This window comes from Caulobacter sp. GW821-FHT10E02 (genome assembly GCF_059415225.1).
Genome location: NZ_JBWKMV010000001.1, coordinates 1,527,095 through 1,542,078, shown reverse-complemented (window position 1 = coordinate 1,542,078; position 14,984 = coordinate 1,527,095). Strand labels below are relative to the sequence as shown.

The window sequence follows — 14,984 nt, the reverse complement described above, 5'->3', positions numbered from 1 at the left end:
AAGGCGCTGTGGACGGATTTATTCCGTTGCCGGAGCGTGGCCCAGGCGCAACGTCTGGCTGGCCTGCTTGCCGACGCCCTGGATCTCGATGCGGTCGGGATGGAAGTCGGCGACCGCGTACGAGGTCTGCGGCGTATCCAGCATGGCCTTGAGGTTCAGATAGTGGATCCCGGCCTTGAAGCCCTGGTCGCCGTCGTGGTTGTGGCCGTTGATCCAGGCCTTCACGCAAGGATGGCGCTCCAAGAGAGCGATCATCTCGGGCGCGTTCCACAGGTTGTGCGGGTTCACCGGCCAGACCGAGAAGTGGCAGAAGAGCGTGACTTTACGACCCGCGCGGTCGGCGGCGGTCAGGTGCTGGTCGATCCAGGCCATCTGGGCGGGGCCGACGCCGCCGTCCCAGTCGGGTTTGCCGGCATAGAGCTCGCGGTGCGCCTTGCGAGCCTGGGCCAGCTCAGGGCTGCCTTCCGGCCAGCCGTATTCGGAGAGGTCGTTGCCGTCGAGGACCAGGAACGTCCAATCGCCCAGGTCGAAGGCGTAGTAGCGGGCGGGCATCTTCAGGCGCGGGGCCACCTTGGCCTTCAGCGCGTCGTCGACGGAGAAGTCGTGATTGCCCAGCACGAAGCGCCAGGGCGCGTGGGCGGCGTCGATCATCGGCTGGAGACGCTCGAAGCTCTTCCAGTCCTTGTCGATGAAGTCGCCCAGCTGGACGATGGCGTCGACATTGCGGGCGTTGAAGTCGTCCACGGCCGCTTTCAGCTTGCCGGGCGAGAGGCGGTACATCCGCTGGCCGTTGTCGTCCTCGTCGGCGTACTGGCAGTCGGCGATCAGGCCGAGGCGCGGGACGCGAGGCTTGGCGGAAGCGGGCAGGGCGCCAAAGGGGAATGCAATGGCGGCGGCCCCGGCGGCCAGCAAGGATCGGCGGTCGAGGCGCATCGCGGAAAACTCGGAAAAGGTGGCCGCCGTCCGGGAGAGGACGGCGGCCCAAGTTCAAGGGGCTCTTAGAACTCGTAGGTCGCGCCGACCAGGAAGGTGCGGCCGCTGCTGACGTTCACCGTGGTCCGCTGGGCGGCGATGTCAGTGAACTGGACGCTGTGCTGGTTGGAGAGGTTGATGCCTTCCAGGGTCAGCTTCAGGCCCGGCAGCACGTTGTAGTGGGCGGCGAAGTCGATGTTGTTCGTCGCCTTGTAGCCGCTGCCGATGTTGCCGTTGCCGCCGGCGCCATCCAGGAACTTGTCCCGATAGGCGGTCGACAGGCGCATGCCCCAGGTGTCGGTCTCGTAGTAGATCGTGGCGTTGGCCGAGTACTTCGACAGCTGCGACAGCGGCAGGGTGATCGACTGGCCGCTGATGATCACCGGGGTCGAGCCGTCGGCATAGGTGCCGTTGGCCACGACGCCCAGGTGGTCGAATGGGGCCGGCAGGAACGTGAAGTCACGCTGGAACGCGATCTCGACGCCCTGGATGTCGGCGCCCGGGCCGTTCACCGGACGGCTGACGTTGTACATGATCGTACCGTCCTGGCCCGGCAGCAGGAACGACAGCGGGAAGCCCGTTTGCGAGTAGGGCATGATGCTGGTCTGCGACGTGATGAACGACTTCAGGTTCTTGTAGAACAGGCCGATCGTGAACGAGCCGACCTTGCCGTCGTAGAACTCCAGCGAGCCTTCGATCGAGTCCGAGGTGAACGGCGTCAGGTTCGGGTTACCCGTGCTGATCGTGCCGCCGAAGGGGGCGGTCGTCAGCGAGCCGGCGGCGGCCAGGTCGCCCAGGGCCGGGCGGCTGATGTCGCGGTTGGCGCTGAAGCGGGCGACCAGGCCTTCGTTGACGTCGACGGCCACGTTGAAGGCCGGCAGCCAGCCGTTGTACTTGTGCTGGATCGACACCGGCTGGAGGCTGGTGCCGGTGTTCAGCGTGCCGTCCGAGGTCAGTTCGGTCGAGTAGTAGCGCACGCCGGCATTGGCGCGGACGCCCTTGCCCAGGATCTCGGTGTTCAGGTTGTACTGCAGGTAGGCGGCCTTGGTTTCCTCGGTCACCGTGTAGTTGGTGCCCGGAGTGGCGAACTTGGCGCCCTGGGCTTCCAGGTTACGCTGTTGGCCGATCAGGGCGTAGACGCGGTCGACGTCGCCGACGATGTACTGGCCGAGCGTCTTGTACGGCACGGTCATCTTCAGGTCGTTGGCGATGACGGTGTTGGCCGGGACGTTCTTGAACTGCTTGTCGCCCCACTGCGCGCCGAAGTTCTCGAACTTCTTGTACGAGACGCCGCCCTTGAAGCTGGAGGTCTCGTTCAGGGCGTACTCGCCGTCGAACTTGGCGTTGGTGTACTTCGAGGAGATGCGGTTCTCCTGGGTGTCCATCCGCATCAGGTCCCACTTGGCTGGGTCGGTCAGACCGGCGTCATAGGTGTTGACGGGCATGTCCGGACGGTCGTCGTAGCTGAAGGCGTGGTTCTTGGATTCCAGGAACACCTTGTCGAACACCGGCAGGTGGTAGTCCGACTTCGAGTAGCCGACCAGGCCGCTCAGCGTCAGCTTGTCGGTCGCGCGATACGTACCGCTCAGGCCCACTTGCGTGAACTTGGTCTTGTCTTCCTCGCGGTTGAACTCGCTGCGGATGTCGACGCCGGTGTAGCTGGAGGCGATCAAGGTGTTGCCCTGGATCACGGCGCTCTGCATCACCTGGGTGCCGGTGATGTTGCCCGTCAGGCTGTTGATGCCCGAGGTGGCCAGCGAGAAGTTCTGGCGGCTGTTTTCCAGCTGGCTGTAGAGGCCGTCGAAGTCCAGATCGAGCTTGTCGCCCTTGTACTGCAGGGAGACCGTCGCGCCCAGGCGCTTACGGTGGTCGAACCAGGTCGAATAGGTGTTCGCCTGCGGGGCGAAGATGGTCGGGGTGGCGGCCGTCAGTTTGGCGGCGTCGGCGGCGCTGACGCCCGAACCGATGTTGGCCGGATTGGCGCGGATGGCGCCCCAGTTGAAGCTGCGATAGCCGAACTCGTTGGAGTCGTTCTCACCGTAGGCGATCGAGGCCAGGGCGCCGAAATTGCCCCAGCGGTTCGAGATCAGGCCGACCACGCGCGGGGTGACCTTGTCGTCGGCGTTGCTGTTGCGCTGGGCCTTGGCCGACAGCACGGCCTTGAAGCCGGCATAGTCGAACGGCTTGGCGGTCTGCAGCTGCACGGTGCCGCCGATGCCGCCTTCGTCCTGCTCGGCCGCGTACGACTTCTGCACGGTCACGCGGTTGAACAGTTCCGAGGCGAACAGGCTGAAGTCGAAGGCGCGCGAGCGGCTGACGCCACCACGGTTGTCCATGCCCGAGGCGGTGTTGCCCAGCACTTCCATGCCGTTCAGCTGGGTGCGGGTGAAGTCCGGACCCAGGCCACGCAGGGTGATCTGACGGCCTTCGCCGCTGTCACGGCCGATGGTGACGCCCGGGATGCGCTGCAGCGATTCCGCCAGGTTCAGGTCGGGGAACGCGGCGATATCTTCCGAGACGATGACGTCGACGGCGCCGACGGCCTTACGCTTCAGGTCGCGGGCGTGCATCAGGCTGTCGCGGAAGCCGGTGACGACGATGGCGTCGACTTCCGAAGCGTCGCCAGAAGCCGCGGGCGCGGCCGCATCGGCGGCCGGCGTTTCGGCGGCGTGCGCCTGGGCGGCGCCTAGAAGCGCTGCGACGGTCAGAGCCGTCGTGGTCAGAAGTTTGAACTTGGTTTGCATGGCCCCGATCCCTTGCGGTTTCCGCTTGAGCGATGACGGGACGGAGAGGCTTCCCCGTCGGTCGTCAGGCGGGGAGAGGCGGCGAGGGGGCTCTTCGGGGACAGGTAATTATGTGAAGTGTTTGCGACGGTTAGGGCTCAATGTCCTTGAGCGGACGATTTTTCTCGGCGCGCTGACGATGCGCATCGCGATGGCGCGCGGGCGCGCTTTTGGCTAAGACGCCCGCCATGCTGCGTATTTCGGAACTGAAGCTGCCGCTCGGCCACGCGCCGGAAGCGATGAAGCCCGCCATCGTCGAGCGCCTGGGGATCCCGGCCGATGATCTGGTGAGCTTCGCGGTCGCGCGCCGCGCCCACGACGCCCGGCGCAAGGCGGCGATCCTGATGATCTATTCGGTCGACGTGGTCCTGCGCGACGAGGCCGCCGTGCTGGCGCGCTTCCAGGGCGACCACCATGTCCGCATCACGCCCGACACCGACTACAAGTTCGTGGCCAAGGCGCCGGAGGGCTTCGACGGTCCGCGTCCGGTGGTCATCGGCGCCGGCCCCTGCGGCCTGTTCGCCGGCCTGATTCTGGCCCAGATGGGCCTCAAGCCGATCATCGTCGACCGCGGCAAGGTCGTGCGCGAGCGGACCAAGGACACCTGGGGCCTGTGGCGCAAGAGCGAGCTCAATCCGGAGTCCAACGTCCAGTTCGGCGAGGGCGGGGCTGGGACCTTCTCGGACGGCAAGCTCTACAGCCAGATCAAGGACCCGCGCTTCCTGGGCCGCAAGGTGCTGGAGGAGTTCGTCGCGGCCGGCGCGCCCGAGGAGATCTTGACTGAAGCCCATCCGCACATCGGCACCTTCCGTCTCGTCCACATGGTCGAGCAGATGCGTGCGTTGATCGAGGGTCTGGGCGGCGAATATCGCTGGCAGCACAAGGTCGAGGACTTCGACATCGAGGTCGGCGCCGACGGCACGCGCCGGCTGAAGGGCCTGCATATCGCCGGTCAGGACTATCTGCCGGCGACCCACGTGGTCATGGCCCTGGGCCACAGCGCCCGCGACACCTTCGAGGTCTTGTACGAACGCGGCGTCCACATCGAGGCCAAGCCGTTCTCGATCGGCGTGCGGATCGAGCATCCGCAGTCGTGGATGGACAAGGCCCGCTTCGGGACCTGCGCCGGCCATCCGGACCTGGGCGCGGCCGACTACAGCCTGTCGCACCACTGCAAGAACGGCCGCACGGTCTACAGCTTCTGCATGTGCCCCGGCGGCACGGTGGTGGCGGCGACGTCCGAGCCCGGCCGGGTCGTGACCAACGGCATGAGCCAGTATTCGCGCAACGAGCGGAACGCCAATTCCGGCTTCGTGGTCGGCATCGATCCCGAGCGCGACTATCCGGGCCATCCGCTGGCCGGCATCGAGTTCCAGCGCAAGTGGGAGAGCCTGGCCTATGTGGCGGGCGGCTCGACCTACCAGGCGCCGGGCCAGAAGGTCGGCGACTTCATGGCCGGACGCCCCTCGACCGAACTGGGCGAGGTCGCGCCGTCCTATAAGCCGGGGGTGACCTTGACCGACCTGTCGGCCTGCCTGCCGGACTTCGTGATCGAGGCCATGCGCGAGGCGCTGCCGGTCTTCGGCCGCCAGATCGCCGGCTATGACCATCCCGACGTGCTGCTGACCGGTGTCGAGACCCGGACTTCCTCGCCGATCCGGATCACCCGCGGCAAGGACTTCCAGAGCCTCAACACCGCCGGCCTGTTCCCGGCCGGCGAGGGCGCGGGCTATGCCGGCGGCATCCTCTCGGCGGCGGTGGACGGCATCAAGGTCGCTGAGGCCGTGGCGCAGGCCTATCTGGCCGAAGGGCTGATCCCCGCGACGGCCTGAGCCATCGCGGGGACCGTATCGCTTACTCGGCCGGTTCGCTGACCTGCGCCAGCGTCGGGTAGTCGGTGTAGCCTTCCGCGCCCGGGGCGTAGAAAGTCGCGGGGACCGGCGCGTTCAGCGGGGCGTTCTTCTGCAGACGCTCCACCAGGTCCGGGTTGGCGATGTAGGCCTTGCCGAACATTACCGCATCGGCGTCGCCGGCCGCGATCGCGGCGTTGGCGCTGGCCAGGTCGAACTTCTCGTTGGCGAAGTAGACGCCGCCGAAGGCCGCCTTCAGCGCCGGGCCGAGGCTGTCGGCCGCCGCATGCTCGCGGGTCGAGATGAAAGCGATCTTGCGCTCGCCCAGGGCCTTGGCGACGTAGCCGAAGGTGGTCGGCAGGTCGCTGTCGCTGATGCCATGGCTGTCGGCGCGCGGGGCCAGGTGGACGCCGACGCGGCCGGCGCCGAACACCGAGACCACGGCCTCGGTCACTTCCAGCAGCAGGCGCGCGCGGTTCTCGATCGGGCCGCCGTACTGGTCGGTGCGCTGGTTGGAGCCGTCCTGCAGGAACTGGTCGAGCAGGTAGCCATTGGCGCCGTGGATCTGCACGCCGTCGAAGCCGGCGTCCTTGGCGTTCTGGGCGCCTTGGCGGAAGGCCTCGACCACGCCGGCGACTTCCTCGGTGGTGAGGGCGCGCGGGGTCGGGTAGGGGCGCTCGGGGCGCAGCAGGCTGACATGGCCCTTGGCGGCGATGGCGCTGGGGCCGACCGGCAGGTCGCCGTTCAGGTGCTCGGGATCGGAGATGCGGCCGACGTGCCAGATCTGCATGAAGATGCGGCCGCCCTTGTCGTGCACGGCCTTGGTCACCTGCTTCCAGGCTTCCGTCTGGTCCTTGGACCAGATGCCCGGGACGCCGGCATAGCCGACGCCTTGCGGGGTGACGGGCACGCCTTCGGTGATCAGCAGGCCCGCCGAGGCGCGCTGGCCGTAATATTCGGCCATCAGGGCGTTGGGGGTGTGGGTCGAACCGGCCCGCAGGCGGGTCAGCGGCGCCATGACGACGCGGTTGGGAAGGGTCAGGTCGCCGACTCGCAGCGGGTCGAACAGGTTGGTCATCGCAGTATCCGTAGGAACGGGCGCCGACCCTCCGTCGGCGTCTGCGAGCTAGGTGGGGACTGAGTTTCCAATCGCAACCGCAACAGTCTCGATTTCGTCTGAAAGCGAGACGGTGAAAATCTAAAGCGGCTTCAGCTCCTGGAGCATGGTCGGGACCAGCTCCGACACCGTCGGGTGGATGTGCACCGCCCGCGAGATCGTCGTGTAGGGCGCCTTGGCGTACATCACGTCCAGCATGCCGTGGACGACTTCGTCGCCGTTCAGGCCCAGGATCGCCGCGCCCAGGATCTCGTTGGTCTCGGCGTCGATGATCGCCTTCATGAAGCCTTGGGTCTCGCCCTTCTCGACGGCGCGGCCGACGCGGGTCATCGGGCGCTGGCCGATCAACAGCTTGCGGCCGGTGGCCTTGGCCTCGGCCTCGGTCATGCCGACGCGGCCCAGCGGCGGATCGATGAACAGGCCGTAGCAAGTGATGCGGTCGCTGACCTTGCGCGGATCATCGTCCAGCAGGTTGGCGGCGATGATCTCGAAGTCGTTATAGGCGGTGTGGGTGAAGGCGCCCTTGCCGTTGCAGTCGCCCATCGCCCAGACACCCGGGACGTTGGTCTTCAGCTGGTCGTCGACCGTGACATAGCCGCGCTTGTCGACGGCGATCCCGGCCGCGTCCAGGCCCAGGTCGTCGGTGTTGGGCTTGCGGCCCACGGCCAGCAGCACGTGCGAGCCGGTGACCTGCGGCGCGCCGGCCTCGCACGTGACGTGGACGCAGTAGCCTTCGGGGCAGGTGCTGAAGCTGATGCACTCGGCGTTGAGGCGGACGGTGATCCCTTCGGCCTCGAGGATTTCGCGGACCGTGTCGGAGATCTCCGGGTCCTCGCGGCCGATCAGGCGCGGGCCCATCTCGACCACGGTCACCTGGCTGCCGAAGCGGCGGAACATCTGGGCGAACTCCAGCCCGATATAGCTGCCGCCGACGATGACCAGATGCTCTGGCAGCGTGTCCAGCTGCATCATCCCGACATTGGTCAGGAATTCGATGTCGTTGACGCCGGGCATGTCCGGCACATTGGCCCGGCCGCCGGTGTTCAGGAAGATTTTGGGCGCGGTCAGCAGGCGCTCGCCGACGCGGACCGTGTCGGCGCTCTCGAAGCGGGCATGGCCCTGGATGACCGTAACGCCCTTCATGCCGCGCAGCCACTTCTCGACATTGCCGCGGGCGTTGCGGACCACCGTCTGCTGGCGCTCCTTGACCCGCTTCATGTCGACGCCGACCTCGCCCTGGAGGACGACGCCATAGCCCGCCGCGCGGCGAGCAAGGTGCGCGGCGTAGGCGCTGGCGACCAGGGTCTTGGTCGGCATGCAGCCGGTGTTGACACAGGTGCCGCCGAAGTCCTTGCGCTCGACCATCGCCACGGTCCAGCCGGCGGCGCTGAGGCGGCCGGCGAGGGAGGGACCGGCTTGGCCGGCCCCGATGATGATGGCGTCGAAGGCTTCGGCGGCGGCCATGGTCAGAACGCCGTCTTGGCCAGGAAGAAGATCGCGAACGCGCCGACGACGGCGACGACGTCCTCGATGATCGCGGCCGGCTGGTCCTTGCCGAATTTGGCGGCCAGCCGGCCCCGGAACTCGGCGCCGACGAAGGTGCCGATCACCGCGCCGACGGCGCCGATGACCATGCCGCGCAGCCAGTGGCTGCCGGGCATCATCAAGGCCGCGCCGGCGAAGGCGCCGCTGACCACGCGGGCGATGAACTGGTGCGGAACCTTGCGGCTGGGCGTCTTGGGATGCTGGTCGGCGATCAGCTCCAGCGCCGCCAGGGCGCTGAACACCAGCACCGAGATCAGGCCGCCCAGCCAGGCGAGCGGATAGCCGGCCAGCGGCAGCCAGCCGAGGCGCGCGGCCCAGGCGGCGGCGGCGGGCGCGGTCATGGCGCGCAGGCCGGCGATGACGCCGATCAGCAACGCGAGCACGTAGAGCAACATGGAAGACTCCCCCTTACATTGAGGTTGGGACACTGGCTTGGGTTGCGACCAGACCGCAAGAGCGAACGCCGCTATTGAATCTTCCAATCGTCTTTAGAGCGATCGGCGCATCCATACTGACAGTAGGGTGGCAGCAGGGTGTCTTTAGAACGGTGTGCAACGAAACACCGAGGGACACGCCATGCTCAAGACCCACACCGGCAGCTGCCACTGCGGCGCCGTCCGCTACGAGGCCGACGTCGATCTGGAGGCCGGCACGGGCCGCTGCAACTGCTCGATCTGCGCCAAGACCCGCAGCTGGGGCGTGCTGATGAAGCCTGACGCCTTCCGGCTGCTGGCTGGAGAGGACCGCCTGGGCGCCTACCAGTTCGGCACGATGAGCGGCGATCACCGCTTCTGCACGACCTGCGGCGTGCGGGTCTATGGGGAGGCCGATGTCGAGCAACTGGGCGGCAAGGTCGTCTCGATCCAGGTCGCGACGCTGGACGACGTCACGCCGGAAGAACTGGCGGCCGTCCCCATCAACTATGGCAACGGCCGCGACAATCTCTGGTGGGAACAGCCCAGCGCGGCCGAGATGAAGTACCTCTAGGCGGCCTGCTTCATGGCTTCGGGGCCGAAGCCCGGACGCCAGCGCACGCAGTTGGGCGCCGACAGATCGACGTCGAACTGGCGGCCGTGGCTGGCCAGGGCGTTCTGCTTGGGCGGCGACAGCTTCTGCCAGGCCTTGCTGGCGGCCCAGTAGGCCGGCTTCAGGGCTTCGGGCACGCTCGCGGCCTTCGGGTTCAGGCCCAGCTCGCGGCGCAGGCGGCCGTTCACGCAGTGGACGCCGTTCTTCAGCATCGAGCGGCGGGTGGTGTACTCGACCGACACCGAGACATTGGTGTTGTCGCCGTTCACCACCCGGTGCGGGGCGTGGATCGGCCACGAGACGGCCTCGCCCGGCGCCAGCGGCACCGCGACGGCTTCGGCTTCCATCCACGGCTGGTAGGGCAGGTCGCTGAGCGTCTCCTTCAGCAGGATGGCCTCCAGCGAACGCTCCGAGATCAGCTCTTCCTTGGTCGGGTAGACGTACATCGTCTTGTTGCCGCGCACGTGCCACAGCATGGTCTCGGCCGCGTCGACGTGCAGGAAGACGCCCATGCGGGCGCTGGAGATCAGGATCGCGGCGCTGCCGCGCAGCACCTGGATGCCGGTCTGCTTGGTGAACTCGGCCATGACCTTGTCATAGACCGGGCGGTACTTCGGGTGGTCGATCATCGCCGTGCGCGGGCTGACCCACAGGCGGCCGCGGCGGGTGGCCTCGACCAGTTCGGCGCCCGAAAGGCCCGTGGCGTCGCCGGCGGTCCAGCGCTCGGCCGGCGGCGGGTTCTCGCGCATGGTGCAGATGGTGACCTGGTCGCGCGGATACTCGTCCAGCAGCTGGGCCAGGGCTTCGTCGGTGAACAGGCCGGTCTCGGCCAGGCGATGATTGAAGAGGACGATCTCTTCCTTGATCTTGGCGGTGTCGCGGTCCGGGAAATCGATCATCGACGTCATGGCGGTGTCTCGCATTGGGATCACTGGCCAGGGGCGCTGCAGGTTACGGACCATGTTGGGTGTTCCATGACGAGCCTTCGCTTCACCGCCCGGATCGAGATCAACGGCATCAATCCGTTCGTGCCGGTCGACGCCGAGCAGGCCGCGCGCCTGCGTGAAGGCTGGCTCAAGCCGATGCCGGTAGTGGTCCAGGTCAATGGCGCGCCCGCCGAGCCATGGCGGATCGACATGATGCCGCGCGGCGACGGCGGCTTCTTCCTCTACCTGCATGGCAAGGTGCGCGAGGCGGCCGGGGTCAGCGTGGGCGACACGGTCGAGGTGTCGGTGGCCTTCGACGAGGCCTATCGCGGCGGTCCGGCCCACCCAATGCCGTACGCCTTCGCCGAGGGGCTGAAGCGCGATGAGGGCGCCGCCCGCGCGTGGGAAGCCCTGACGCCCAGCCTCCAGAAGGAAATCCTGCGCCGCTTCGACAGCGTGAAATCCGACGCGGCCAAGGCGCGCAACATCGCCGAAGCCCTGGCCGTGCTGGGCGGCGCGCCGGGCCGGTTCATGGCCCGCGACTGGAAGGACGGTGCGGTCGTCTAGACCGCGCGCAGGGCGTCGAAGCCGCGATCCAGGTCCGCCTTCAGGTCGTCGATCGCCTCCAGGCCGATGTGCAGGCGCAGCAGCGGGCCTTCCAGGTTGACGGGAACGGAGCGGTTCTTCAGCTGCGGATCGCAGTGGATGGCCAGGCTCTCAAAGCCGCCCCACGAGAAGCCCAGGCCGAACAGTTTCAGCGCATCCAGGAAGGCGTGGACGGCGCGCTGGCTGCAGGGTTTGAGCACCACGCCGAACAGGCCGCAGGCGCCGGTGAAGTCTCGCTTCCAGATCGCGTGGCCAGGATCGCCGGGCAGGGCGGGGTGCAGCACGCGGGCCACCTCGGGCCGGTCCTGCAGCCAGCGGGCGATGACCAGACCGTTCTCGTGGTGTCGCGGCAGGCGGGTGGTCAGGGTCCGCAGGCCCCGCAGCATGGTGTAGGCGTCGTCGGGCGACACCGACCAGCCGATGTCCCACATGGCGTTGCCCAGCTCGTTGCCGATATCGACGTCCATGGTCGTGGCCGAGCCCATGAAGCAGTCCGAGTGGCCACCGACATACTTCGTCAGGGCCTGGACGCTGATCGTCACCCCGTGGGCCAGCGGCTTGAAATAGAGGCCGGCCGCCCAGGTGTTGTCGATCAGGGTGATGACGCCGCGTTCGTTGGCCGCCTTGGCGATGGCCGGAACGTCCTGCATCTCGAAGGTCAGGGAGCCCGGAGCCTCCAGCAGGATCATCCGGGTCTTGGGCGTCACCAGCGCCATCAGGGCGTCGGCGTCCAGGGCGGGGTCGTAGTAGGTGGTGGCGACGCCGAAGCGGGTCAGGACGCGGTCGCAGAACCGGCGCGTCGGCTTGTACGCGCTGTCGACCACCAGGATCTCGTCGCCGGCCTTCAGCACCGCCAGCATGGCGCCGGTGATCGCCGCCAGACCCGACGGATAGAGGGTGACGTCCGGCGAGCCTTCCAGCTCGGCCAGGGCCTTCTGCAGGGCGGCGGGCGAGGAGAGGCCGGTGATGCCGTAGGTGATCTGGTCGTCGTCATACAGTGACGCGGCATTGGGCAGCAGCACCGTCGAACCGCGCTGGATCGGCGGATTGACGGTACGCGCCATCGCGGTCGGCTCGGAGCCTGTACGGACCAGACGGGTTTCTTCATCCATGGCGGGGACTCTCGCGACGCGGCGTAACGGTTGTGGTTTAAGGCCGTGCGCGCACGGTTCAAGGAGTGATCAGGTGTCGGTGCGTTTTGGCGTGTTGGTTCTGTCGGTGCTGGCGCTCGCGGCGTGCGGTCAGCGTAGGCCCACGCCTGAAGCTCAGCCGGCCGAGACCGCCGCGCCGCTGGCGATCAAGCCGGCCGCGCCCAGCAAGACCCTGAAGGCCATCAAGGCGCGCGGCGAGCTGCGCTGTGGCGTCAATCCAGAGCTGCCGGGCTTCGCGTTCCAGGACAATGGCGGGCGCTGGCGTGGCTTCAATGTCGACTTCTGCCGCGCCCTGGCCGCCGCCGTGCTGGGCAAGCCCGACAAGGTGGCCTTCGTCCCGCTGGGCAACGAGGAGCGGATCACCGCCCTGCGCACCGGCAAGGTCGATGTCCTGTGGCGCAACACCTCCTGGACCTTCTCACGCGACGCCGGCGACCAGCTGGACATGGCGGCGATCTCGTATTTCGACGGCCAGGGCTTCCTGGTGCGTCGCAGCCTGAACCTGACCAGCGCGGTCGAGCTCAACACCGCCAAGATTTGCGTCCAGACCGGCGCGACCTCGGCCCAGAACCTGGAGGACTTCTTCCGGGCGCGCGGCATCGCCTACACGGCCATGGTGTTCGACAGCGAGGAGCAGGCCCGCGCGGCCTACCAAGCTGACAAGTGCGACGCCTTTACCGCCGACATCTCTGCGCTCGCGGCGGCGCGCTCGGTGCTGGATGATCCCGCCGCTCACGTCATCCTGCCCGACGCCATCTCCAAGGAACCGCTGGGCCCGCTGGTGCGCCAGGACGATCCGGCCTGGACCGATATCGTCCGCTGGACGCTTTACGCCCTGATCCTGGCCGAGGAGCACGGGGTGACCAGGGCCAACGCCAAGGAGATGGCGACCGGCGCTGATCCCGAGGCGCGGCGGCTGCTGGGCGAGGGCGGGTTCGGGGCCATGCTGGGCCTTGACGCCGACTGGGCCGCGCGCGCCGTCTCGGCCGGCGGCAACTACGGCGAGATCTTCGACAAGGAGATCGGAAGCGGTTCGGCGCTGAAGCTGGACCGGGGGCTGAACGCGCTGTGGAACGCGCCCAAGCCCGGTCTGCTGTACGCCCCGCCGATGCGTTAGGTGGCCGGACCCGTCGCGACAGGAACGTCCGCGAGGCCGCCCCATTCCGTCCACGAGCCGTCATAGACCGCCGAGCGCGGCTTGCCGAGACGCGCCAGGGCCAGGGCCACGACCGAGGCGGTGATGCCCGAGCCGCAGGTCGAGACGATCGGCTTGTTGATGTCGACGCCGGCGGTCTCGAACACCGTCTTCAACTGCTCGGCCGGCAGCATGGTGGCGTCGGGACCCAGCAGGGCCGACAGCGGGATGTTGCGGGCGCCGGGCATGTGGCCGCCGCGCAGGCCGGCGCGGGGCTCGGGATCGCGGCCCTCGAAGCGGCCGGCGGCGCGGGCGTCGATGATCTGCTCCTTGCCGGTCTCGACGACGCTGCGCATCTGCTCCAGCGAGCGGTAGATGTCAGCCTGATAGCGGGGCGTGAAGTGCCGTTCCTGCGGCGCGGCCGGACCGTCCTCGACCGGGCGACCCTCGGCGATCCACTTGGGCAGGCCGCCGTCCAGCACCACCACATCCTCATGGCCCATGGCGCGGAAGTGCCACCAGGCGCGGGCGGCCGGCAGGATGCCGCTGCTGTCGTAGACGACGATCCGCGAACCGTCGCCCAGGCCCAGCTTCTTGACGCGCGAGGCGAACTTCACCGCCGTCGGGATCATGTGCGGCAGATCGGACGTCTCGTCGGAGATGTCATCGATGTCGAAAAACACTGCGCCCGGGATGTGGACCTTCAGGAACTCCGCGCCCGGGTCGCGCTGGGCGGCCGGCATGTGCCATGAGGCGTCGACCACGCGCACGTCCGGCGCATCGAGATGGTCGGCCAACCAGGCGGTGGAGACCAGCGGATCGGACGGTATAGCCATGGCGGCGCCTTTCGGAATCTGACTGGGCCGGACCTTACATCCAAGGCGGCGTCGGCAAGCCCTTTTCCGCGAGGAATTCGGGGTTGAAGAGCTTGGATTGGTAGCGCGAGCCGTGGTCGCACAGGATGGTCACGATGGTGTGGCCGGGACCCAGTTCGCGGGCCAGCTTGATGGCGCCGGCGATGTTGATGCCGGACGAGCCGCCCAGGCACAGGCCCTCGTACTGCACGAGGTCGTAGAGCACCTCCAGCATCTCCTCGTCGGTGACGCGGAACGGGAAGTCGACGGCGAGGTCCTCAAGGTTGGCGGTGACGCGGCCCTGGCCGATGCCCTCGCTGATCGAGGTCCCCTCGGATTTCAGTTCGCCGTCCTTGTACCAGGCGTAGAGCGAAGCGCCGTACGGGTCGGCCAGGCCGATCTTCACGCCGGGCTTGCGCTCGCGCAGGGCCGCGGCGACGCCGGCCAGGGTGCCGCCCGAGCCGACCGCGCAGATGAAGCCGTCGACCTTGCCCTCGGTCTGTTCGAAGATTTCCGGGCCCGTGGTGCGGTAGTGGGCCTCGCGGTTGGCGACATTGTCGAACTGGTTGGCCCAGACGGCGCCAAGTTCCTCGGCCAAGCGCCCGGAATAGCGGACGTAATTGTCGGGGTTGGAGTAGGGGACGGCGTCCACCTCGACCAGCTCAGCGCCCAGCAGGCGGATGGCGTCCTTTTTCTCCTGGCTCTGGGTGCGCGGGATGACGATCGTGGTCTTGTAGCCCAGCGCCGAGGCGACCATGGCCAGGCCGATGCCGGTGTTACCGGCCGTACCCTCGACGATGCGACCGCCGGGCTTCAGCAATCCTCGCGCCTCGGCGTCACGGATGATGCCCAGCGCCGCGCGGTCCTTGACCGATTGGCCGGGGTTCATGAACTCGGCCTTGCCCAGGATCTCGCAACCGGTGGCCTCGCTGGCCCTGTTCAGGCGGATCAGCGGAGTGTTTCCGATGGCGTCCAAAACGCTGGGCAGGGCGGTCATGATCTAAGGTCCGGTCGGTCGC

General features: G+C 67.7%; 13 protein-coding genes. 4 read left to right on the top strand and 9 right to left on the bottom strand.

The window, feature by feature from the left end; genetic code table 11:
* Positions 1 to 18: 18 nt before the first annotated feature.
* Both AC07NI_RS06940 and AC07NI_RS06935 read right to left on the bottom strand, forming a co-directional pair.
* On the bottom strand, positions 19 to 933 hold the full coding sequence (locus tag AC07NI_RS06940; protein WP_494617131.1) for a metallophosphoesterase: 915 nt from the start codon (positions 931 to 933) through the stop codon (positions 19 to 21).
* Between the two features lie 65 nt (positions 934 to 998).
* Entirely contained in the window at positions 999 to 3,716 is a 2,718-nt protein-coding gene (locus AC07NI_RS06935) for a TonB-dependent receptor (RefSeq protein WP_494617127.1), read from the bottom strand.
* Positions 3,717 to 3,943: 227 nt separating this feature from the next.
* On the opposite strand from AC07NI_RS06935, the gene AC07NI_RS06930 reads away from it, so the two are divergent.
* Complete coding sequence (locus AC07NI_RS06930) at positions 3,944 to 5,587, top strand: NAD(P)/FAD-dependent oxidoreductase (protein ID WP_494617125.1); 1,644 nt, start codon at positions 3,944 to 3,946, stop codon at positions 5,585 to 5,587.
* A 22-nt stretch (positions 5,588 to 5,609) separates the two neighbouring features.
* Here AC07NI_RS06930 and AC07NI_RS06925 read toward each other — a convergent pair whose 3' ends face one another.
* From AC07NI_RS06925 to AC07NI_RS06915, 3 genes are all read right to left on the bottom strand, one after another.
* On the bottom strand, positions 5,610 to 6,683 hold the full coding sequence (locus tag AC07NI_RS06925; RefSeq protein WP_494617124.1) for an alkene reductase: 1,074 nt from the start codon (positions 6,681 to 6,683) through the stop codon (positions 5,610 to 5,612).
* A gap of 120 nt (positions 6,684 to 6,803) precedes the next feature.
* Positions 6,804 to 8,186 carry an FAD-containing oxidoreductase gene (locus AC07NI_RS06920; protein ID WP_494617122.1) on the bottom strand — a complete coding sequence of 461 codons (1,383 nt, stop codon included), beginning with the start codon at positions 8,184 to 8,186 and terminating at the stop codon, positions 6,804 to 6,806.
* Between the two features lie 2 nt (positions 8,187 to 8,188).
* Positions 8,189 to 8,662: a DUF4126 family protein gene (locus AC07NI_RS06915; protein WP_494617120.1), complete on the bottom strand. Its 474-nt coding sequence runs from the start codon at positions 8,660 to 8,662 to the stop codon at positions 8,189 to 8,191.
* A gap of 181 nt (positions 8,663 to 8,843) precedes the next feature.
* Here AC07NI_RS06915 and AC07NI_RS06910 point away from each other — a divergent pair, with 181 nt between their 5' ends.
* Entirely contained in the window at positions 8,844 to 9,254 is a 411-nt protein-coding gene (locus tag AC07NI_RS06910) for a GFA family protein (protein ID WP_494617118.1), read from the top strand.
* Here the strand turns inward: AC07NI_RS06910 and AC07NI_RS06905 are convergent.
* Complete coding sequence (locus tag AC07NI_RS06905; RefSeq protein ID WP_494617113.1) at positions 9,251 to 10,201, bottom strand: hypothetical protein; 951 nt, start codon at positions 10,199 to 10,201, stop codon at positions 9,251 to 9,253. The genes AC07NI_RS06910 and AC07NI_RS06905 overlap by 4 nt on opposite strands.
* A gap of 66 nt (positions 10,202 to 10,267) precedes the next feature.
* Between AC07NI_RS06905 and AC07NI_RS06900 the strand changes: the two genes are divergently transcribed.
* Positions 10,268 to 10,786: a YdeI/OmpD-associated family protein gene (locus AC07NI_RS06900; RefSeq protein ID WP_494617111.1), complete on the top strand. Its 519-nt coding sequence runs from the start codon at positions 10,268 to 10,270 to the stop codon at positions 10,784 to 10,786.
* On the opposite strand, the gene metC is transcribed toward AC07NI_RS06900, so the two are convergent.
* A complete protein-coding gene (metC, locus tag AC07NI_RS06895) occupies positions 10,783 to 11,937 on the bottom strand; it encodes a cystathionine beta-lyase (protein ID WP_494617109.1) in 1,155 nt (384 codons plus the stop codon). The two genes, AC07NI_RS06900 and metC, sit on opposite strands and share 4 nt — an antisense overlap.
* A gap of 73 nt (positions 11,938 to 12,010) precedes the next feature.
* Between metC and AC07NI_RS06890 the strand changes: the two genes are divergently transcribed.
* Positions 12,011 to 13,093 (top strand): amino acid ABC transporter substrate-binding protein, encoded by a 1,083-nt coding sequence (locus AC07NI_RS06890; RefSeq protein ID WP_494617108.1) that lies wholly within the window; start codon positions 12,011 to 12,013, stop codon positions 13,091 to 13,093.
* On the opposite strand, the gene sseA is transcribed toward AC07NI_RS06890, so the two are convergent.
* Together sseA and AC07NI_RS06880 are read right to left on the bottom strand one after the other, a co-directional pair.
* Entirely contained in the window at positions 13,090 to 13,947 is an 858-nt protein-coding gene (gene sseA / locus AC07NI_RS06885) for a 3-mercaptopyruvate sulfurtransferase (RefSeq protein ID WP_494617106.1), read from the bottom strand. The two genes, AC07NI_RS06890 and sseA, sit on opposite strands and share 4 nt — an antisense overlap.
* A gap of 34 nt (positions 13,948 to 13,981) precedes the next feature.
* The gene (locus AC07NI_RS06880) at positions 13,982 to 14,962 is read right to left on the bottom strand and encodes a cysteine synthase A (RefSeq protein ID WP_494617102.1); all 981 of its coding nucleotides are present in this window, start codon (positions 14,960 to 14,962) and stop codon (positions 13,982 to 13,984) included.
* Positions 14,963 to 14,984: the final 22 nt, after the last annotated feature.